Origin of the sequence: Verrucosispora sioxanthis (assembly GCF_010560025.1) — a bacterium.
Classification (GTDB): domain Bacteria; phylum Actinomycetota; class Actinomycetes; order Mycobacteriales; family Micromonosporaceae; genus Micromonospora; species Micromonospora palythoicola.
The window spans coordinates 649356-668558 of record NZ_SAIY01000002.1 but is presented as its reverse complement, the minus strand read 5'-3'; the positions used below and the strand labels follow the sequence as shown (position 1 = coordinate 668558).

Annotated in this window: 18 protein-coding genes and 1 pseudogene; 17 read left to right on the top strand and 2 right to left on the bottom strand. The window is 69.5% G+C overall.

The features are described 5' to 3' along the window. Positions 1–2: 2 nt before the first annotated feature. Together ENC19_RS08240 and ENC19_RS08235 are read right to left on the bottom strand one after the other, a co-directional pair. The gene (locus ENC19_RS08240) at positions 3–935 is read right to left on the bottom strand and encodes a serine hydrolase (protein WP_164446513.1); all 933 of its coding nucleotides are present in this window, start codon (positions 933–935) and stop codon (positions 3–5) included. After that, on the bottom strand, positions 935–1912 hold the full coding sequence (locus tag ENC19_RS08235) for a hypothetical protein (protein WP_164446511.1): 978 nt from the start codon (positions 1910–1912) through the stop codon (positions 935–937). The genes ENC19_RS08240 and ENC19_RS08235 overlap by 1 nt, the downstream gene beginning before the upstream one ends. A gap of 356 nt (positions 1913–2268) precedes the next feature. Between ENC19_RS08235 and paaA the strand changes: the two genes are divergently transcribed. From paaA to nuoF, 17 genes and pseudogenes are all read left to right on the top strand, one after another. After that, positions 2269–3330, top strand: a complete 1062-nt coding sequence (paaA, locus tag ENC19_RS08230) for a 1,2-phenylacetyl-CoA epoxidase subunit PaaA (RefSeq protein WP_164446510.1) — start codon at positions 2269–2271, stop codon at positions 3328–3330. After that, positions 3327–3614, top strand: a complete 288-nt coding sequence (gene paaB / locus ENC19_RS08225; RefSeq protein WP_093404003.1) for a 1,2-phenylacetyl-CoA epoxidase subunit PaaB — start codon at positions 3327–3329, stop codon at positions 3612–3614. The genes paaA and paaB overlap by 4 nt, the downstream gene beginning before the upstream one ends. 114 nt (positions 3615–3728) lie before the next feature. Further along, complete coding sequence (paaC, locus tag ENC19_RS08220; RefSeq protein ID WP_164446509.1) at positions 3729–4454, top strand: 1,2-phenylacetyl-CoA epoxidase subunit PaaC; 726 nt, start codon at positions 3729–3731, stop codon at positions 4452–4454. A 4-nt stretch (positions 4455–4458) separates the two neighbouring features. Then, positions 4459–4935: a 1,2-phenylacetyl-CoA epoxidase subunit PaaD gene (gene paaD, locus ENC19_RS08215; RefSeq protein WP_164446508.1), complete on the top strand. Its 477-nt coding sequence runs from the start codon at positions 4459–4461 to the stop codon at positions 4933–4935. Next, entirely contained in the window at positions 4932–6059 is a 1128-nt protein-coding gene (paaE, locus tag ENC19_RS08210; RefSeq protein WP_164446506.1) for a 1,2-phenylacetyl-CoA epoxidase subunit PaaE, read from the top strand. The genes paaD and paaE overlap by 4 nt, the downstream gene beginning before the upstream one ends. Before the next feature lie 105 nt (positions 6060–6164). After that, positions 6165–7922, top strand: a complete 1758-nt coding sequence (locus tag ENC19_RS08205) for an ATP-binding protein (protein ID WP_164446505.1) — start codon at positions 6165–6167, stop codon at positions 7920–7922. A gap of 75 nt (positions 7923–7997) precedes the next feature. Further along, positions 7998–9188: a cyclic dehypoxanthinyl futalosine synthase gene (gene mqnC / locus ENC19_RS08200; protein ID WP_164446504.1), complete on the top strand. Its 1191-nt coding sequence runs from the start codon at positions 7998–8000 to the stop codon at positions 9186–9188. 511 nt (positions 9189–9699) lie between these two features. Further along, the gene (locus ENC19_RS08195; RefSeq protein WP_164446503.1) at positions 9700–10884 is read left to right on the top strand and encodes a cell wall anchor protein; all 1185 of its coding nucleotides are present in this window, start codon (positions 9700–9702) and stop codon (positions 10882–10884) included. A gap of 137 nt (positions 10885–11021) precedes the next feature. After that, on the top strand, positions 11022–11732 hold the full coding sequence (locus ENC19_RS08190; RefSeq protein WP_164446501.1) for a demethylmenaquinone methyltransferase: 711 nt from the start codon (positions 11022–11024) through the stop codon (positions 11730–11732). A 128-nt stretch (positions 11733–11860) separates the two neighbouring features. After that, complete coding sequence (locus ENC19_RS08185; protein WP_164446500.1) at positions 11861–12070, top strand: DUF2267 domain-containing protein; 210 nt, start codon at positions 11861–11863, stop codon at positions 12068–12070. Between the two features lie 131 nt (positions 12071–12201). Then, positions 12202–13476, top strand: a complete 1275-nt coding sequence (locus tag ENC19_RS08180; RefSeq protein ID WP_164446499.1) for a geranylgeranyl reductase family protein — start codon at positions 12202–12204, stop codon at positions 13474–13476. Between the two features lie 108 nt (positions 13477–13584). Beyond that, positions 13585–13950: an NADH-quinone oxidoreductase subunit A gene (locus tag ENC19_RS08175; protein ID WP_093404019.1), complete on the top strand. Its 366-nt coding sequence runs from the start codon at positions 13585–13587 to the stop codon at positions 13948–13950. Between the two features lie 13 nt (positions 13951–13963). Beyond that, positions 13964–14641, top strand: a complete 678-nt coding sequence (locus ENC19_RS08170) for a NuoB/complex I 20 kDa subunit family protein (protein WP_119578786.1) — start codon at positions 13964–13966, stop codon at positions 14639–14641. Further along, a complete protein-coding gene (locus tag ENC19_RS08165) occupies positions 14638–15369 on the top strand; it encodes an NADH-quinone oxidoreductase subunit C (protein ID WP_164446498.1) in 732 nt (243 codons plus the stop codon). Before ENC19_RS08170 ends, ENC19_RS08165 begins: the two co-directional genes overlap by 4 nt. Then, positions 15366–16691 (top strand): NADH-quinone oxidoreductase subunit D, encoded by a 1326-nt coding sequence (locus tag ENC19_RS08160; RefSeq protein WP_164446497.1) that lies wholly within the window; start codon positions 15366–15368, stop codon positions 16689–16691. The genes ENC19_RS08165 and ENC19_RS08160 overlap by 4 nt, the downstream gene beginning before the upstream one ends. A gap of 109 nt (positions 16692–16800) precedes the next feature. Further along, a pseudogene (gene nuoE / locus ENC19_RS08155) lies at positions 16801–17840 on the top strand (NADH-quinone oxidoreductase subunit NuoE). Next, a complete protein-coding gene (gene nuoF / locus ENC19_RS08150) occupies positions 17837–19153 on the top strand; it encodes an NADH-quinone oxidoreductase subunit NuoF (protein WP_164446495.1) in 1317 nt (438 codons plus the stop codon). Before nuoE ends, nuoF begins: the two are co-directional and overlap by 4 nt. Positions 19154–19203 lie beyond the last annotated feature (50 nt).

The following is a 19203-nucleotide window of genomic DNA, read 5'->3' as shown; positions in this document are numbered from 1 at the left end:
GCTCACGGGCTGGTGGTGAGCAGCGCCTCGGTGATCTTCTCGCAGTTCTTCATGCCGTACTCGTAGCCCTTGTTGATCGGGTACTGGAGCATCACGCCCATGGCCCAGGTGTCGCCGATCGCCAGGCAGTTGACGTGGATCTCCTGCTCGCGGGTGCGGTCGACCCAGCCGTTCTTGATGGCGATCTTCTTCGCCTCGGCGGCCGGGAACGCCTTGCGGATGCCGAAGTCGCCGGCACCGCGTACCTGGCGCATCTCGCTGAGCAGCCACTTGGTCCACTTCGGGCCGGCGGCGGTGCCCTCGGCGATGCAGTTGCCGAGGCGGGCGGTGTCCCGGGGGGAGAGTTGGGTACGGCTCCAGCCGAGATCGCTGGACACCTTGCTGTCGGTCAGCTCGCAGGTGGACAGCAGCCGCTTGATCGAGGCCGACCTGCCGATCTGGGTGTAGAGCTGCTCGGTGCGGGTGTTGTCGCTGTCCCGGATGATCCGGGTCAGGTCGTCCAGCTTCCCGTCGCTCGGGGTCTGCCCGGCGTCGGCGGTACGGCGCAGGTAGTCGGCGACGATCCAGGCCTTGATCAGGGAGGCGGTGGTGCTGGTCTCGGCCATGTTCTCCGAGCCGATGATCTCGCCGGACCGGCGGTCCAGCACGCTCCACGCGTACCAGCCGTCGATGTCCAGGTCGATCTCCCTGTCCTCGAACGGCAGCGGCTCGGGCTCCGGCGAGGGACTTGGCGACGGCGACGGCCGTACGCTGCGGTCGGTCCGGCTCCCGTCCCGGCCCGTCGGAGACTCACCCTGGCCCCACTGGGCGGCGGCGGTGGACTCGAACGGTGAACCGGGTAGCAGGCGCAGCGAGACCAGGACCAGCCCGATCAGTACGGCCGCGATCGCGATCAGCCGGAGCGGCGATGTCTCGCCGCGGCTGCGGCCGGCCATCAGAGCTTCCCGATCGGCTGCTGCGGCACCTTCAGGGCACCGCCGGGCTGTGGCGTCACCAACTGGCTGGCGACGCTGGCACAGACGTCCGCTCCGTAGTCGAGCCCGCCCTGCCTGGGGTAACGCAGCATCACCGCGAGGCTCCACTTCTCGGTCACGGCCAGGCAGTTGACGTGCCAGTTGCCGTCGTAGTTGAGCACGGTCCAGCCGTTCTTCATGCTGACCGGGCCCTGACTGGTGATCGACTCCGGCAGGCCGTCGATGATGCCCCACCGGCCGCCGCCCTCCCGGGCCTTCTGGTCCTTGGCGGCGGTGCTGCCGCGAACCTTGCTCATCTCGGTGAGCAGCCACTTCGTCCACTTGGGTCCGGCGGCGGTGCCGTCGGCGATGCAGTCGCCGAGCCGTACCGCGTCGCGCGGGGACATCTCGGTGAAGCTCCACCAGCCCTCGTAGCCCTTGACCTTGCCGGGCTTGGTGTCGGTCAGGCCGCACAGCTTGATCGCCCGCTTGACCACCGCGCCGGGCTGCCCCTTGGCCGGCAGGCGGTAGGACCCGCCCGCGGCGAAGTAGACCTGGTTGGCCCCGTCGTCGTTGCTGTCCCGGATGGCCCGGCTGGCCGCCTTCTTCATCGACGCGGGCAGCTCCTTGTCGCCGAGTTGGCGCAGGTAGTCGGCGACGATCCAGGCCTTGAGCATCGACTCGGTGGAGCTGGTCGCGGCCAGGTTCTTGGAGCCGGCGAGCTGGTCGGTCTCCCGGTCCAGCAGCGCCCAGGAGAAGAACTCGCCCTTGAAGTTCACCGAGACCTTGCCGGCGGCAAGGGTCGGCGGCGGCGGTGGCGCGGGTGTGGGCGCGGCGACGCTTTCCGGGCTGGCCTCGGCCTCGCCGGCGGAGAGCCGGGCGTAGGCGGCCGGCACCAGCATGACGCCGCCGAGCAGTACCGCCGTCGCGGCGAACACCATGGTCACGCGAGGTCGCATGAGCGGGTGAGCTCCAGATGTCGGGGCCGGGGGGACCGGCTTGCTGCCAGGACTGACCGGTGCGGATCACCTGGGCCGGGGGAAGTGGCCTGAGCTGGCGATCGTCGTCAGCCGATCGGTGTGACGGGGGAAGTCTACGTGCGGATCGGCGTTATGCCAGGACTCGACACCTGGCGACTCGCCGTGAAGGCGGGATAACGAACCGCTATGCGGTCGTTGCGAGGATTTGTCGCTGATTCGTGACCCAATTCATAGTTTCCCGCGCCACCGATGGCGACCGGGAGGTAACGGTGGGCAGTCTCGAATTTGTATGACACCCCCTGGCTTAATCAACGCCTAGCTGTAACACTGGGGGCATGTATGGCAATGACTTCCCGGGCGAGGACCCGCCCGGCGGGCTGCTCGGTGAGGTCGAGGCGGCGGAGGCGGCGTTGCGCGCGGCCGCGGCACGCGACCGTGGCGCCGCCGAGCCGGGTGGCGACCTGGCCGCCTACTTCGCCGAGGTCGTCGACGCGGACCAGAAGATCGAGCCCCGCGACTGGATGCCGGAGGCGTACCGGCGCACGTTGATCCGGCAGATCGCGCAGCACGCCCACTCCGAGATCATCGGCATGCAGCCGGAGGGCAACTGGATCAGCCGCGCACCGTCGCTCAAGCGCAAGGCGATCCTGCTGGCCAAGGTGCAGGACGAGGCCGGTCACGGCCTCTACCTCTACGCCGCCGCCGAGACCCTCGGCGTCAGCCGGGACGAGCTGGTCGACCTGCTGCTCAGCGGCCGGCAGAAGTACAGCTCGATCTTCAACTACCCCACCCTGAGCTGGGCCGACGTCGGAGCGATCGGCTGGCTCGTGGACGGCGCCGCGATCGTCAACCAGGTCCCGCTGTGCCGCTGCTCCTACGGCCCGTACGCCCGCGCCATGATCCGGGTCTGCAAGGAGGAGTCGTTCCACCAGCGCCAGGGCTACGAGATCCTGCACACCCTGGCGCACGGCACCCCGGCGCAGAAGGCGATGGCCCAGGACTCCGTGGACCGCTGGTGGTACCCGTCGCTGGCGATGTTCGGCCCGCCCGACGGCGACTCCACCCACTCCGCTCAGTCGATGGCCTGGAAGATCAAGCGGTTCTCCAACGACGAGCTGCGCCAGCGCTTCGTGGACATGTGCGTCGGTCAGGCCGAGGCGCTCGGGCTCCGCATTCCCGACCCGGAGCTGCGCTGGAACGACGAGCGCCAGGCGTACGACTTCACCGAGCCCGACTACGACGAGCTGATGCGGGTGATCAAGGGCAACGGGCCGTGCAACCGGCAGCGGATGGAGCACCGGCGTCGTGCGCACAGCGAGGGCGCCTGGGTGCGCGAGGCGGCCGCCGCGTACGCCGCCAAGCGTGCGGTGAAGGAAAAGGAGAAGGTGGCAGCGTGAGCCGGCAACACACCCCGCTCTGGGAGGTCTTCGTCCGGGCCCGGCGCGGGCTGGCGCACACCCACGTCGGCAGCCTGCACGCGCCCGACGCGGAACTGGCCCTGCGCAACGCCCGTGACCTCTACACCCGACGTCAGGAGGGGGTGTCGATCTGGGTGGTGCCGGCGAGCGCCATCACCGCGTCCAGCCCCGACGAGAAGGACGCCTTCTTCGACCCGGCCGCCGACAAGGTCTACCGCCATCCCACCTTCTACGAGGTCCCAGACGGGGTGGCGCACCTGTGAGCGCGAGGAGTGAGCCGGGTTTGCGAGCCCCGCAGTCCCGAACGGATATCGCCCTGTGAGCGCGAGGAGTGAGCCGGGTTTGCGAGCCCCGCAGTCGCGAACGGATATCGCCCTGTGAGCGTGAACTTCGCCCTCGCCCTCGCCCTCGGCGACGACGCGCTCATCGCGGCGCAGCGGTTGGCCGAGTGGAGCACCCGGGCACCGGAGATGGAGGAGGACATCGCGCTGTCCAACATCGCCCTGGACCAGCTCGGTGCCGCCCGCCTCCTGCTGTCGTACGCGGGTGAACTGGAGGGCGCCGGCCGGGACGAGGACGCGTTGGCGTACCTGCGCGACGACCGGGAGTTCCGCAACTGCCTGCTGGTCGAGCTGCCCAACGGTGACTTCGCGGTGACCATGGCGAAACTGCTCGTGCTGGCGGCCTACCAGGTGCCGCTCTACACCGCCCTGGCCGGCTGCCCGGACGAGCGGCTGGCCGCCGTCGGAGCCAAGGCCCGCAAGGAGTCCGCCTACCACCTGGACCACGCCGCGCTGTGGGTGAAGCGGCTCGGTGACGGGACCGAGGAGTCACACCGGCGGATGCAGGCCGGCGTCGACCAGATCTGGCCGTACGCCGACGAGCTGTTCGCGGCGTGGCCGGACGCGCCGGTCGACCCGGCGACCCTGCGACCCGACTTCGACGACACGGTGACCGCGGTGCTCGCCGAGGCGACCCTCACCGTCCCCGAGGTCGGCTGGACGCCGGCCGGTGGACGCGACGGCGTGCACACCGAACACCTGTCGTACCTGCTCGCGGAGATGCAGGTGCTGCACCGCGCCCATCCCGGGGCCCGCTGGTGAGCCGATGAGCCGGGCGCGGGAGGCTGTGGCGGCGGTGGTGGATCCGGAGATCCGGGTGGTCACCATCGACGATCTCGGCATCCTGCGGTCGGTGCTGGAGGACCCGGCCACCGGTCGGGTGGTTGTGACGATCACTCCCACCTACACCGGCTGCCCCGCGATGGACGTCATCCGCGCCGACATCCGGCGCGCGCTTGCCGCCGCCGGTCATCCCGACGCCGAGGTGCGTACGGTGCACAGCCCGGCCTGGAGCACCGACTGGATCAGCGACGTCGGGCGGGCCAAGCTGGCCGCCGCCGGCATCGCCCCACCCGCTCCGGTCCGGCGCGACGGCGTCGTTCCGCTCACCCTGACGGTGCGCTGCCCACGTTGCGGCTCGCCGGAGACCGAGCAGCTCAGCCGCTTCGGCTCCACCGCCTGCAAGGCGCTGTGGCGCTGCCGCTCCTGCTCCGAACCCTTCGACCAGGTGAAGGCCCTGTGACTGTCACCATCACGCGCCCGGTCCGCCGCCGACCGGTATTCCACCCGCTGCCCGTCGTCGCCGTGGACCGGCTCACCGCCGATGCCGTCGCGATCACCTTCGCGGTACCGGAGGAACTGCGCGAGACCTTCGCGTTCCGCGCCGGCCAGCACCTGACCGTACGCCTGCCGGCCGCCGCCGTCGCCCCGGACGGTGACGGCGGCGGGGACGTGCGCCGTTCGTACTCGATCTGCTCCACCCCGGCGGAGCTGGCCCGGCACGGGCGGTTGCGGATCGGCGTGCGGGAGATTCCGGGCGGGGCCTTCTCCGGCTACGCCTGCGGGGCGCTGCGGCACGGCGACACCATCGAGGTGTTGCCGCCGCTGGGGCACTTCACCACGGCCTTCGCACCGGACCGGGCTCGCCGCTACGGCGCGGTGGTCGCCGGCTCGGGCATCACCCCGGTGCTGTCGCTGGTCGCCACCGCGCTGGCCGTCGAACCGGCCAGCACCTTCACGCTGGTGTACGGCAACCGCACCGCCGGCAGCGTGATGTTCGCCGAGGAGCTGGCCGACCTGAAGGACCGCTACCCGACCCGGCTGCACCTGGTGCACGTGCTCTCCCGCGAACAGGGCGATTCGCCGCTGCTGTCGGGCCGGATCGACGCGGAGCGGCTCGGCCGGCTGCTGGAGACCATCGTGCCCGGTGAGGCGATCGAGGAGTGGTTCCTCTGCGGCCCGTACGGGCTGGTGGTCGATGCTCGTGCGGTGCTGACCGAGCGGGGTGTCGCGGAGTCGGCGGTGCACACCGAGCTGTTCCACGTCGACGCGCCGCCCGAGCCGGTACGCCGCAGCGACGACGCGTCCGGCGGCACCGACGTGACGATCACGCTCGACGGACGTTCGTCGAGCTTCACCATGCGCCGCGACGAACGGGTGCTCGACGCGGCGTTGAAGGTCCGCGGCGAGCTGCCGTACGCCTGCAAGGGTGGGGTCTGCTCGACCTGCCGGGCGAAGGTCGTCTCCGGCGAGGTCGAGATGGCCTGCAACTACGCCCTGGAGCCCGACGAGGTGGCCGCCGGCTACGTGCTGACCTGCCAGTCCAGCCCGCTCACCGACACCCTCACCATCGACTACGACGCGTGAGGCGTCGGGCGTTCGGGGTTCACGCGACGAGGCTGGAGCCGGTTTTCCAATAGTTTTGCGCTATCCTTCCTCGCAAGGAATGGTCTAAACCGATCGGAAACCGAGATGACTGGGCATGAGTACGAGGAGGCGCTGGCTCGAATTCTCGCTGGTGAGACGGCCGCAGCTCTGGAGTCCAGAACCCTGGACTTCAAGCGGCAGGGAAGATCTCGCGACGACACCCTCCGGGACTTGGCCGCAGCGGCTGCCTGCTTCGCGAACGGGATCGGCGGAACGCTCGTGGTCGGCGTGCACGACAGGATCGCTGGTGTCGACGCCCTCGCGGGTACTGACCTGGATCCGATTCGTGTGGTGCAGCGAATCTATGAGCTGACCCAACCAGCCCTGACCGTCTTCAGCGAGGCGATCGAGGTCTCCGACACACGGCTGCTGCTCATCACCGTGCCCCGAAGTCCCGACATCCATCAGGTCGACCAGCGTGCCACGCATCGGGTGGGCACCTCGTGCCTTCCGATGACCGCTACCCAGATCGCGTCCGCCTTGGCTGACCGTCGCAACGACGACTGGTCTGCCGGCGACACCGACCTAGCCCGCGCCGAGGTGTCCCCCGTCGCCTTGGATATCGCCCGTACGCTGCTGCGCCGCAGCTCCGATCCGGTTCGTCGGCGATACGCGGCGGAAAGCGACGGAGACCTGCTACGAATTCTGGGAGTAGTGAACGAGGCTGGCCGGCTAAACCGAGCCGGGCTGCTGCTGTTCGCCGAAGAGGACGGCGGACCAGGCAACGGCTCACATCTTGTGGTCTACCAGTTCCGCAAGACCCCGGCGGGCGAACCGACAGTCGTGCATCGCATCACTGGACCGCTCCTGCCTGCCCTGGTGCGGATACTCGAACTCATCGATGCGCGGGTGGACAAGACCCCGGTCAATCTGCCGGGCGGGCAGCAGGTGCAACTAGCTGACCTGCCTGAGGCGGCGGTACGGGAAGCTGTGGTCAACGCCCTTGTGCATCGTGACTATCGTCTGGCTGGTCCAGTGCAGATCGAGCACGCGCCCACTCGCCTGGTGGTGGCATCTCCCGGGCCGCTGGTCTTCGGTGTGACAGTGGAGAACATCCTGACCACCACCTCCAGACCTCGAAATCCGCTACTTGCCGGCGCTGTCCGGACGTTGGGTCTCGCCGAGGAAGCCGGTGTCGGCGTAGATCGGATGTATCGGGAGATGGTCCGGGTGGGCCATCAGCCACCTCGATACCTGGAAGAGCCGGACAGGGTCACCGTGACGTTGCTGGGCGGCGCACCGAACCGGCATCTCGCGCGTTATGTCGCGGCGCTGCCGGAAACCGAGCAGGACGACGCGGACACCTTGCTGATCCTCTATCACTTGTTGACTCATCGTGTCCTCTCCGCCGTCGACGCCGTTCCTCTGTTGCAGAAGGATGTCGTTGAGGCGCAGGAGGTTCTGCTGCGACTCAGTACGGAGCCGGTCGCGATGCTCGAGTCGACCCGGGAGACGGCCAGACGTAGACACCCCAACTATCGGTTACGAGGTTCAGCGCTGAGTGCATTGGGCCCGGCGGTCCGGTACCACCGCGGACACCGGGACGACGCGGAGCGCAAAGTGATCGAACTGTTGCAGGCCGCAGGGCAAGTCAATGCCCGGATGGTGCGAGTGGCGCTCGACCTGGATGCGCAGGCCACATCGCGTCTACTTGGTGGCCTCGTCGACGAAGGAGTGCTCGCCAGAATCTCCGAGTCACGGCGTGGTCCCTCGGTCACCTACGGACCTGGACCGAAGTTGTCGCCACGGGGTCGACGCCAGCCGCGCAAGAGCCCGACGAGTGAGGGAGATCCACTGTTCTGAGCTGTTCGCTGGCTGTGGGTCAGATCCCAGCAGGGCCCGGTTGTCGCTGATCAGGCTCGGCGTACCCTCGGAGATGTGACGGTGAACCGGGAGATCGACGACATCCTGCAGCGCGGTGCGGACGGCGGGCGGATCACGCCCGAGGAGGCCCTGCTGCTCTACACCGACGCCCCGTTCCACGCCCTCGGTGAGGCGGCGGACGCGGTCCGTCGGCGGCGGTACCCGGACAACATCGTCACGTACCTGATCGACCGCAACATCAACTACACGAACGTCTGCGTGACGGCGTGCAAGTTCTGTGCGTTCTACCGGGCGCCGAAGCACAAGGAAGGGTGGACCCACCCGACCGAGGAGATCCTGCGTCGCTGCGGCGAGGCGGTCGAGCTGGGCGCCACCCAGGTCATGCTCCAGGGCGGCCACCACCCGGACTACGGCGTGGAGTACTACGAGGAGCTGTTCTCCTCGGTCAAGCAGGCGTACCCGCAGCTCGCGATCCACTCGATCGGCCCGAGCGAGATCCTGCACATGGCCAAGGTCTCCGGGGTCAGCCTGGACGAGGCGATCGCCCGGATCAAGGCCGCCGGGCTCGACTCGATCGCCGGTGCCGGTGCCGAGATGCTGCCGCAGCGACCCCGCAAGGCGATCGCGCCGCTCAAGGAGTCGGGCGAGCGCTGGCTGGAGGTCATGGAACTCGCGCACCGGCAGGGTGTCGAGTCGACCGCGACGATGATGATGGGGACCGGTGAGACCGCCGCCGAGCGGATCGAGCACCTGCGGATGATCCGCGACGTGCAGGACCGTACGCGCGGCTTCCGGGCCTTCATCCCGTGGACGTACCAGCCGGAGAACAACCACCTCAAGGGCCGCACCCAGGCGACGACCCTGGAATACCTGCGGCTGGTGGCGGTGTCCCGGCTGTTCTTCGAGACCGTGCCGCACCTGCAGGCGTCCTGGCTGACCACCGGCAAGGACGTCGGTCAACTGGCGTTGCACATGGGCGTCGACGACCTCGGCTCGATCATGTTGGAGGAGAACGTCATCTCCTCGGCGGGCGCCCGGCACCGGTCCAACCTGCACGAGCTGATCGGGATGATCCGTTCCGCCGACCGGATCCCGGCCCAGCGCGACACGCTCTACAACAGACTGGCCGTGCACCACACGCCCGACGACGACCCGAGCGACGACCGGGTGGTCTCGCACTTCTCGTCGATCGCCCTGCCCGGCGGCGGTGCCGGCCGATCGCTGCCCCTGGTCGACGCACGCTGACCGACACCCCATCCCGATCCGCGGAGCGAACGCCGGCCGGCGACCTGGACCGTCGCACACCGTCACCGTGAGTCCCGAGTAGCGGCTCCCGGGTCGCCCCGTGCAGCGGCGTGCCGCGAGTTGCGGTGTCTTGGGTCTTCCCGGCGGCGGGAGGGTACGAGTTGCGGCATCCCGGGCCCTCGTCGCGGCGGGCGGCGTCGTTGGGTGGTGGGGTGGCGGCGGGCGAGAGATCACTAAGTGTCACTGGGTTTCGGGCGCTGGGTGACAGGGGTGGCTCGATCGGTTGTCAGCCGAACGGCTCGCGTGGATCATCCGTCCGGTTCGAAGCGCCAGGCCGCCACGGCCAGGTGCGGGGGCGCGAGCAGGTAGCAAGACCCATCAATCCGGACAATCCTTAAGTTGCCATTAGCTGAGCAGCTTGTGACTGGTGTGATCCAGGGTGGCGCGGGTGATCGCTGACCGCTAACGTCCCCGCCCGTACGCTTCCTTCACCCCACGGGGAGACACCTTCATGATTTTCCGCAACCGGGCTGCCGCGTACCTGGGAGCCGGTGCCGCCGGCGTCCTCGCGGCCGGCGCCTTCGCCGCCCCGGCTCTGGCGGACGACAGCGCGGACCTCGCCATCAAGGCGACCGGCACCACGATCGCGGTCGGTGCGCCGGGCAAGGACGCCAGCGTCTCGCTGCTGAACAAGAGCAAGGTCGACGCCAAGAACGTGCTCGTCGCCCTCGACGTCAGCAAGCTGAAGACCGATCTCGTCGACATCGACGAGACCGGCTGCAACCCGCGCGAGGACGGCTGGATCCTCTGTGGCATCGAGGGTGACACCATCCGTGCCGGTGAGGACGTCGACTGGTTCTTCCCGTTGACCCGCAAGGGCAAGGAGGTCGGTCCGGCCGGCTCCATCACCGCCGTGATCCTGCACGGCGGCGAGGACCCGGACGAGTCCGACAACGTGGTGACCGTCGACGTCAAGGTCGAGGGCACCGGGCCGGACCTGACCGTCGTCGCCGACGATGTCCGCAAGGCCGTCAAGGTCGAGGGTGGCACGATCACCGAGGTCGGCGACCTGTACGCGGGCAACACCGGCCAGCTCATCTACGGCGCCTTCAACCAGGGTGACCAGGCCGCCCGCGGTCTGCGCATCGAGGTGCAGCTGCCCAAGGGCGCGACCTTCGCGGAGAAGGAGCCGGACTGCACCTACAACGCCGCGATGACCTCGCTGACCTGCGAGTACGACAAGGCCGTTCTCATCCCGGCCGCGCAGGACACCGACGGTGACGACCTCTTCTCCGGCGCCCGCTTCTACAACCTGGTGAAGGTCGCCGACGGTGTGAAGCCGAGCAGCCTCACCGGTGGCAAGGTCACCATCGACTCGCTGTCGGTGCAGGAGGCCCCCAGCATCCTCCGGTCCGCCGCCACCTCGGCGCTGCCGGAGAACGCCACGGGCGTCGCGGGTAACGACGTCGACCCGAGCGACAACACCGACGACTTCGCGGTGGTCGTGGCCGCCAAGGGTGGCTCCGGTGGTGGCGACAACGGTGACGGTGGCGGCCTGCCGGTCACCGGTGTGCAGGTCGGTCTGATCGGTGGCGTCGGCGCGGGTGTGCTGGCCGCCGGTGTGGCCATGTTCCTGGTTGCCCGCCGTCGCCGGGTGGTCCTGGTGACCCCGGGTGACGAGAAGACGAACGCCTGAGGTTCGTCCTCTATCGGCCCGCGCGGGCCGTTCACATAACGCACGGCAGTGAGGGCGGGATGGGTGACCATCCCGCCCTCACTGTGTCGGCTCGACCCTGTCCGGGCCGTCGCCCGTCGGGCTGGCAGAGTGGAGGGGTGAGCCGTACCCCGCAGGGCCAGCGCGCCAGCCTGGACAAGCAGCCGCACGAGGTCGCCGCGATGTTCGACGGTGTCGCGGCCCGTTACGACCTGACCAACACCGTCCTCTCCTTCGGCCAGGACCGGTTCTGGCGGCGGGCCACCCGGGCGGCGCTCGACCTGCGACCGGGCGACCGGGTGCTGGACGTCGGCGCGGGCACCGGTGTCTCCACCGAGGAACTCGCCCACTCCGGGGCGTACGCGGTCGGGGCCGACCTGTCCCTCGGCATGCTGTACGCCGGCAAGCGCACCCGGCCGCAGGTGCCGTTGCTGGCCGGGGACGCCCTGCGGCTGCCCTTCGCCGACGCCAGCTTCGACGCGGTGACCATCTCCTTCGCGTTGCGCAACGTCAACGACACCGACGCCGCCCTGGCCGAGCTGGCCCGGGTGACCCGTCCGGGGGGCCGGCTGGTGGTCTGCGAGTTCAGCACCCCGGTCAATCCCGCGTTCCGCACCGTCTATCTGTCGTACCTGATGCGCTCCCTGCCGGCCGTGGCCCGGACGGTCTCCAGCAACCCCGACGCGTACGTCTATCTCGCCGAGTCGATCCGGGCCTGGCCGGACCAGCCGGCGCTGGCGGCGCGGGTGGCTGCCGCGGGCTGGGGTCGGGTGGCGTGGCGCAACCTGACCGGCGGCGTGGTGGCGCTGCACCGCGCCGTGCGCACCTGAGCCCGGCGCTCGCCGCGCCGCCCCCCGTGGACATGAGCCCGGTGCCCCTCGCGGGTCGACGCGGCAGCAGCACTGTCATTTAGGGGAATAAGGCGATTTTGTCGGGTTTGCCGCTTAGGCTGGCCGGCATGACGGATCCGAAGAACGTGGCCATCGGGGATGCCGCGGAGCTGGTCGAACAGCTCAGGGGTCTGGCCGGCGCGGATCCCGCCGACGTCCGCCAGGTGGTGACCGAGGTGCTCGCGGCCCTGGACCGGGCCGCCGGTGGCGCCCTGCGCGAGCAGCTGCCGGAGACCATCCGAGCCGGCCTGGACGGCGCCAACCCGGCCCGGCACTGAGGGGGCTGCCGGCCCCCAGATCGTTCCAGCAGGTTAGGCCTACCTAACAAGGCGAGCTTACGGCGCCGGTCATAGACTCGACCCCGCTGGCTTGTGAAGCATTTCACGAGCAGGGCGGGGAGGAGGCGCTAATGACCGCGGTGGAGAACGACGCCGACGTGATCGTCGTGGGCGCCGGTCCCGGTGGTTCGGCGACCGCGTACCACCTGGCTCGGCACGGCGTACGCGTGCTGCTGCTGGAGAAGACCGAGTTCCCCCGGGAGAAGGTCTGCGGCGACGGGCTGACCCCGCGCGCGGTGCGGCAGTTGATCCGGATGGGGGTGGACACCTCCCCGGAGGCCGGCTGGCTGCACAACCGTGGCCTGCGGGTGATCGGCGGCGGTGTCCGACTGGAACTGGACTGGCCGGATCTGGCCAGCTTCCCGAACTACGGTCTGGTGCGCACCCGACTCGACTTCGACGACCTGCTCGCCCAGCGCGCGGTGTCGGCCGGCGCCAAGCTGCGGACCAGCGTGAACGTCATCGGCCCGGTGCTCGACGGCGACGGCCGGGTGATCGGGGTGCAGGGTGAGGACGGGCCGGACAAGGCACCCGTCACCTTCCACGCTCCGCTGGTGGTGGCCGCGGACGGCGTCTCGGGCCGGTTCCCGCTCGCCCTCGGGCTGGCCAAGCGGGAGGACCGCCCGATCGGTGTCGCCGTGCGGCGCTACTACCGCTCCGCGGCCCGTCACGACGACGACTACCTGGAGTCCTGGCTGGAACTGCGGGCCAAGGGCACGAACGAACTGTTGCCCGGGTACGGCTGGATCTTCGGTCTCGGTGACGGCCGGGTCAACGTGGGGCTCGGCATCCTCAACTCGTCCTCGGCCTTCGGCAAGACGAACTACCGGCGGCTGCTCACCGACTGGCTGGCCAACACGCCGCCGGAGTGGGGGATGACCGACGAGACCAACGCCGAGGGCTCGATCCTCGGTGCCGCCCTGCCGATGGGGTTCAACCGGGTGCCGCACTACACCCGGGGGGTCATGCTCGTCGGCGACTCGGGCGGCATGGTCAATCCGTTCAACGGAGAGGGCATCGCGTACGCCATGGAGTCCGGCGAGCTGGCCGCGGAGGTCGCGGTCCAGGCGCTCGCCCGGCCGGCCGGCGCGGAGCGGGAGCGGGCCCTGATGGCGTACTCGCAGGAGTTGAAGACCCGGTTCGGCGGCTACTACCGGCTGGGCGGGATCTTCGTGAAGTTGATCGGCCGGCCGGAGATCATGCGGGTGGCCACCAAGCACGGCATGCCCCATCCCACGCTCATGCGCTTCGTGCTCAAGCTGCTGGCCAACCTCACCGACCCGCGTGGCGGTGACGCGATGGACCGGGTGATCAATGCGATGACCCGGGTTGCGCCGGCCGTGTAGGGGCGCGGAGCAGGCAATGTCCACCCCCGCCGAAGGGCGCGGGGTGGGATGTGAATAGTGTGAATTTCGCCAACCACCGAGGGCAGGGAAGGACGAGCAGGAGAAGAAATGTCGCTCTCGCCTTACGTACCCATCATCGGGCTGTTCGCCCTCGCCGCGGGTTTCGCGCTGTTCTCGATAGCCGCCGCCCGGTTCGCCGGCCCCCACCGCTACAACAAGGCCAAGCTGGAAGCCTACGAGTGTGGGATCGAGCCTAGCCCGCAGCCGATCGGCGGTAGCCGGTTTCCGGTCAAGTTCTACCTGACGGCGATGCTCTTCATCGTCTTCGACGTGGAGATGATCTTCCTGTACCCGTGGGCTGTCTCCTTCGACATCCTGCCGGTCTTCGGGTTCGTCGCCATGTTGGTGTTCATCGGTGCCGTCTTCGTCGCGTACGCCTACGAGTGGCGACGCGGCGGCCTGGACTGGGACTGAGGGAGGAACCGCTATGGGTATCGAGGAGAAACTCCCCGCCGGCGTCCTGCTCACCTCGGTGGAGAAGCTGGTCAACTGGTCGCGCAAGTCGTCGGTCTGGGGCGCCACGTTCGGCCTGGCCTGCTGCGCGATCGAGATGATGGCCGCCGGTGGTCCGCACTACGACATGGGCCGTTGGGGCATGGAGGTCTTCCGGGCCTCGCCCCGGCAGGCGGACCTGATGATCGTCGCCGGCCGGGTGAGCCAGAAGATGGCCCCGGTGCTGCGCCAGATCTACGACCAGATGGCGGAGCCTCGCTGGGTGCTCTCCATGGGCGTCTGCGCCAGCAGCGGCGGCATGTTCAACAACTACGCCATCGTGCAGGGCGTCGACCACGTCGTACCGGTCGACATGTACCTCCCGGGCTGCCCGCCCCGGCCGGAGATGCTGATCGACGCGATCCTCAAGCTGCGCGAGAAGATCGGCCACGAGCCACTCGGCCCGAACGGTCGCAAGATGCTTGCCGCCCGCGAGGCACGCGGTGACGTGCCGGTGGTGCCGTACGGCTCGATGCCGTCGTCGTACCGCAGCGACAAGGCCCGGCGGGCCGAGTGGACGAAGGCCGTCCGCGAGGGCCGCGAGGAGCAGCTGCGGATCGAGAACTGGATGAAGGCCCAGAACCACCTCCAGCCGTACCGGGGGATCAAGTGACTGACGACAAGCCCAGCACCGGCGGCGTGCCGGTCCCGGTGACGCCGGCCGGAGCGACGAGTGGCGCACCGGCCGAGTTCCCGCCGGCCGCGCCGGCCGGCCGGGGCATGTTCGGCAACCAGGGCAGTGGCGACGTCTCCGGGTTCGGCGGACTGGTCCGGCCGCACCGCACGGTCGAGGATTCACCGCGGCCGTACGGCGGCTACTTCGACGAGGTCCGGGACGCGCTGGAGGAGGCGTACCCGGCGTTCGGCGAGGCGATCGAGAAGGTCGTGGTCGACCGGGGCGAGCTGACCCTGCACATCCGCCCCGAGCGGATCGCCGAGGTCTGCCAGGTGATGCGGGACGATCCGGCGCTGCGCTTCGAGCTGTGCTCGTCGGTGTCCGGCGTGGACTACCTGGGTGCCGACGCCCGCCGACTGCACGTCGTCTACCAGCTCACCTCGATGACCTACCGTCGGCAGGTCCGGCTGGAGGCCGCCGTCAGCGCCGAGGAACCACACCTGCCCAGCGTCACCGCGGTCTACCCCACCGCTGACTGGCAGGAGCGGGAGACGTACGACATGTTCGGCGTCATCTTCGACGGCCACCCGGCGCTGACCCGGATCCTCATGCCGGACGACTGGGAGGGTCACCCGCAGCGCAAGGACTACCCCCTCGGCGGCGTGCCCGTGGAGTACAAGGGCGCCGAGATCCCGCCGCCCGACAAGCGGAGGTCTTACCAATGACCGCGTCCAACTACGCCACCGAACGCGAGACCACTGAGGGCCGCGTCTTCAACGTCACCGGCGGGGACTGGGACGACGTGGTGTCGGGGGTCGACCCGATCAACGAGGGTCGCATCGTCGTCAACATGGGCCCGCAGCACCCGTCCACGCACGGCGTGCTCCGGCTGATCCTGGAGCTGGAGGGCGAGACGGTCCGGGAGGCCCGCTCGGTCGTCGGCTACCTGCACACCGGCATCGAGAAGAACCTGGAGTACCGCAACTGGGTCCAGGGTTCGACGTTCGTGACCCGGATGGACTACCTCTCGCCGATCTTCAACGAGACGGCGTACTCGCTGGCCGTCGAGAAGCTGCTCGGTATCGAGGAGCAGATCACCGAGCGGGCCACCACCATCCGGGTGCTCATGATGGAGCTGAACCGGATCTCCTCGCACCTGGTCTGGGTGGCCACCACGGCGATGGAGCTCGGCGCGATCAACATGATGCTCTACGGCTTCCGGGAGCGCGAGTACATCCTGGAGATCTTCGAGCTGATCACCGGGCTGCGGATGAACCACGCGTACGTCCGGCCGGGCGGTGTCGCCCAGGACGTGCCGGACGAGGCGATCGTCAAGATCCGCGACTTCCTCACGCTGATGCCGAAGCGCCTCAAGGAGTACGAGGACCTGCTCTCCGGCCAGCCGATCTGGCTGGAGCGGACGCAGAACGTGGCGGTGCTCGACGTGACCGGCTGCCTGGCGCTCGGTGTCACCGGCCCGGTGCTCCGCTCCGCCGGCCTGGCCTGGGACCTGCGCAAGACCATGCCGTACTGCGGCTACGAGACGTACGAGTTCGATGTGCCGACCCACCCCGACGGCGACGTCTGGGGCCGTTATCTGGTCCGGCTGGCCGAGATCCGCGAGTCGTTGAAGCTTGTCGAGCAGGCGCTGGACCGGCTCAAGCCCGGGCCGGTGATGGTGGCCGACAAGAAGATCGCCTGGCCGGCGCAGCTGGCCATCGGCGTCGACGGCATGGGCAACTCGCTGGAGCACGTCGCGAAAATTATGGGCCAGTCGATGGAGTCCCTGATCCACCACTTCAAGTTGGTGACGGAGGGCTTCCGGGTGCCGCCGGGTCAGGTGTACGTCGCGGTCGAGTCGCCGCGTGGCGAGCTGGGCGTGCACGCGGTCTCCGACGGCGGGACCCGGCCGTACCGGGTGCACTACCGGGAGCCGAGTTTCGTCAACCTCCAGGCCCTGCCGGCGATGGCCGAGGGTGGCCTGATCGCCGACGTGATCGCCGGCGGCGCCTCGCTGGACCCGGTGATGGGTGGGTGTGACCGGTGAGCGCGAGGAGTGAGCTTGCGAGCCCCATCCGCCCGCGCGAGGAGAGAGCGGAGCGAGCCCCGCAGTCGCGGGCAGACGCCGGTGCAGTCGCGAACGGAAGGCGACGCTGATGACTGTCTTCACTGACGAGACGCGGACCAGGGCACGGGAGATCATCGCCCGCTACCCGGCGGACCGGTCCCGCTCGGCCCTGTTGCCGCTGCTGCACCTGGTGCAGGCCGAGGAGGGCTACGTCTCCCCGGCCGGCGTGGCGTTCTGCGCCGAGGTGCTCGGCCTCAACAAGGCCCAGGTCGGTGCGGTGGCCAGCTTCTACACCATGTACAAGCGTCGGCCGACCGGCGACTGGCTGGTCAGCGTCTGCACCAACACCATGTGCAACGTGCTCGGTGGCCAGGAGGTCTACGACACCCTCGCCGAGCACCTGGGTGTCGGGCACGACGAGACCACCGCCGACGGCAAGGTCACCCTGGAACACGCCGAGTGTCTGGCCGCCTGCGACTACGGCCCGGTGATGACCGTCAACTACGACTTCTTCGACGGCGTCGACCCGCAGACCGCGGTCGGGGTGGTCGACGAGCTGCGCGCCGGTGGCCGGCCCACGCCGAGCCGTGGTGCCCGCCTCTGCACCCTGAAGGAGATGGCGGTCCAGCTCGCCGGCTTCGCCGACGAGCGGGAGGGTGCCGTCGCCGACGGGGTGCCGGGCGAGCCGACACTGCGCGGTCTGCGGCTGGCCCAGCAGCACGGCATCTCGGCACCGGGCTTCGACCCGAACACCCCGATCCGCAGCGGCAAGGCGGGCGACAAGCCGGCACCGGCCACCCCGGCGAAGGCCGCACCGACCGGCAGCACCGCACCCGACGTTCCGGCGCCGGACCGCAAGTCGCCGCAGGTGCGTACCGCCGAGACCCGGCAGCCGGACGCGAAGACCGCCGTCCCGGACGCGCCCGGCACCAAGGCCCCGTCGACGGGCAGCCGCCCGCGGCGGGCGACGCCCGGGCCGCGGAGGCCGCGGGGGCGGCGGCCAACAGGCCGGCGGGCGACGGCAAGCCGGCCGGTGACGACACCGGGGCGCAGGAGCGCAACCTCAGGGAAGCGGAATCCAACGGCGGTGGCCAGGGTTCCGCACACGACAAGGGGGCTCAGAAGTGACCACGCCCGCGCCGCAGACCCTGGCCAAGTTGACGCCCGTGCTGACCAAGCGCTGGCTGTCTCCGGACGCCTGGCGGATCGACACCTACGAGAAGCTGGACGGCTACGCGGCGCTGCGTAAGGCGATCAAGGCGCACCCGGACGACCTGATCCAGCTGGTGAAGGACTCCGGGCTGCGCGGTCGCGGCGGCGCCGGCTTCCCCACCGGTCTCAAGTGGGGCTTCATTCCGCAGGGTGACGGCAAGCCGCACTACCTCGTGGTCAACGCCGATGAGGGCGAGCCCGGCACCTGCAAGGACCTGCCGCTGATGACCCACGACCCGCACTCGCTCGTCGAGGGCGTCATCATCGCCTCGTACGCGATCCGGGCCAACCGGGCCTACATCTACATCCGGGGCGAGGCCGTGCACGCCGCCCGCCGGCTGCGCAACGCGGTGAACGAGGCGTACGCCAAGGGTTACCTGGGCCGCGACATTCTCGGCTCGGGATTCGACCTGGACCTGGTGGTGCACTCGGGTGCCGGCGCGTACATCTGCGGTGAGGAGACGGCGCTGCTGGACTCCCTGGAGGGCTTCCGGGGCCAGCCCCGGCTGCGCCCGCCGTTCCCGGCCACCCACGGCCTGTACGCGAGCCCCACCGTGGTCAACAACGTCGGCACCATCGCCAGCGTGCCGTACATCGTGCTGGGCGGCGCGGACTGGTGGAAGTCGATGGGCACGGAGAAGTCCGCCGGCCCGATGATCTACTCGCTCTCCGGCCGGATCGCCAACCCCGGTCAGTACGAGTGCGGCCTCGGCATCACGCTGCGCGAGCTGATCGAGCTGGCCGGCGGAATGCAGCCGGGCCACAACCTGAAGTTCTGGACCCCGGGCGGGTCGTCGACCCCACTGCTCACCGCCGAGCACCTGGACGTGCCGCTGGACTTCGAGGGGGTGGCCGCGGCCGGCTCGATCCTCGGCACCACGGCCACGCAGATCTTCTCCGACCAGGACTGCCCGGTCTACGCGACCTACCGGTGGCTGGAGTTCTACCACCACGAGTCGTGCGGCAAGTGCACCCCGTGCCGGGAGGGCAACTACTGGATGGTGCGGGTCTACCGGCGCATCCTGGCCGGCCAGGGCACCCAGGACGACCTGGACACCCTGCTCGACACCTGCGACAACATCCTCGGCCGCTCGTTCTGCGGTCTGGGTGACGGCGCCACCAGCCCGGTGACCTCGTCGCTGAAGTACTTCAAGCAGGACTACCTCGACTACATCGAGGGACGGACCGCGCCGAAGTTGTCCGACAAGCAGTTGGTGGGAGCCCACTGATGCGAGTGCGAGGAGTGAGCGGAGCGAGCCCCGCAGCCGCGAGCGAAAGG

Excerpts from the sequence above, each read along its gene's own strand:
- ENC19_RS08235 (WP_164446511.1), bottom strand. The coding sequence starts at position 1,912 with ATGCGACCTCGCGTGACCATGGTGTTCGCCGCGACGGCGGTACTGCTC.
- ENC19_RS08240 (WP_164446513.1), bottom strand. The coding sequence starts at position 935 with ATGGCCGGCCGCAGCCGCGGCGAGACATCGCCGCTCCGGCTGATCGCG.
- ENC19_RS08160 (WP_164446497.1), top strand. The coding sequence starts at position 15,366 with ATGACCGCGTCCAACTACGCCACCGAACGCGAGACCACTGAGGGCCGC.
- ENC19_RS08195 (WP_164446503.1), top strand. The coding sequence starts at position 9,700 with ATGATTTTCCGCAACCGGGCTGCCGCGTACCTGGGAGCCGGTGCCGCC.
- ENC19_RS08180 (WP_164446499.1), top strand. The coding sequence starts at position 12,202 with ATGACCGCGGTGGAGAACGACGCCGACGTGATCGTCGTGGGCGCCGGT.
- ENC19_RS08175 (WP_093404019.1), top strand. The coding sequence starts at position 13,585 with ATGTCGCTCTCGCCTTACGTACCCATCATCGGGCTGTTCGCCCTCGCC.
- ENC19_RS08185 (WP_164446500.1), top strand. The coding sequence starts at position 11,861 with ATGACGGATCCGAAGAACGTGGCCATCGGGGATGCCGCGGAGCTGGTC.
- ENC19_RS08170 (WP_119578786.1), top strand. The coding sequence starts at position 13,964 with ATGGGTATCGAGGAGAAACTCCCCGCCGGCGTCCTGCTCACCTCGGTG.
- ENC19_RS08205 (WP_164446505.1), top strand. The coding sequence starts at position 6,165 with ATGACTGGGCATGAGTACGAGGAGGCGCTGGCTCGAATTCTCGCTGGT.
- paaA (WP_164446510.1), top strand. The coding sequence starts at position 2,269 with ATGTATGGCAATGACTTCCCGGGCGAGGACCCGCCCGGCGGGCTGCTC.
- paaD (WP_164446508.1), top strand. The coding sequence starts at position 4,459 with ATGAGCCGGGCGCGGGAGGCTGTGGCGGCGGTGGTGGATCCGGAGATC.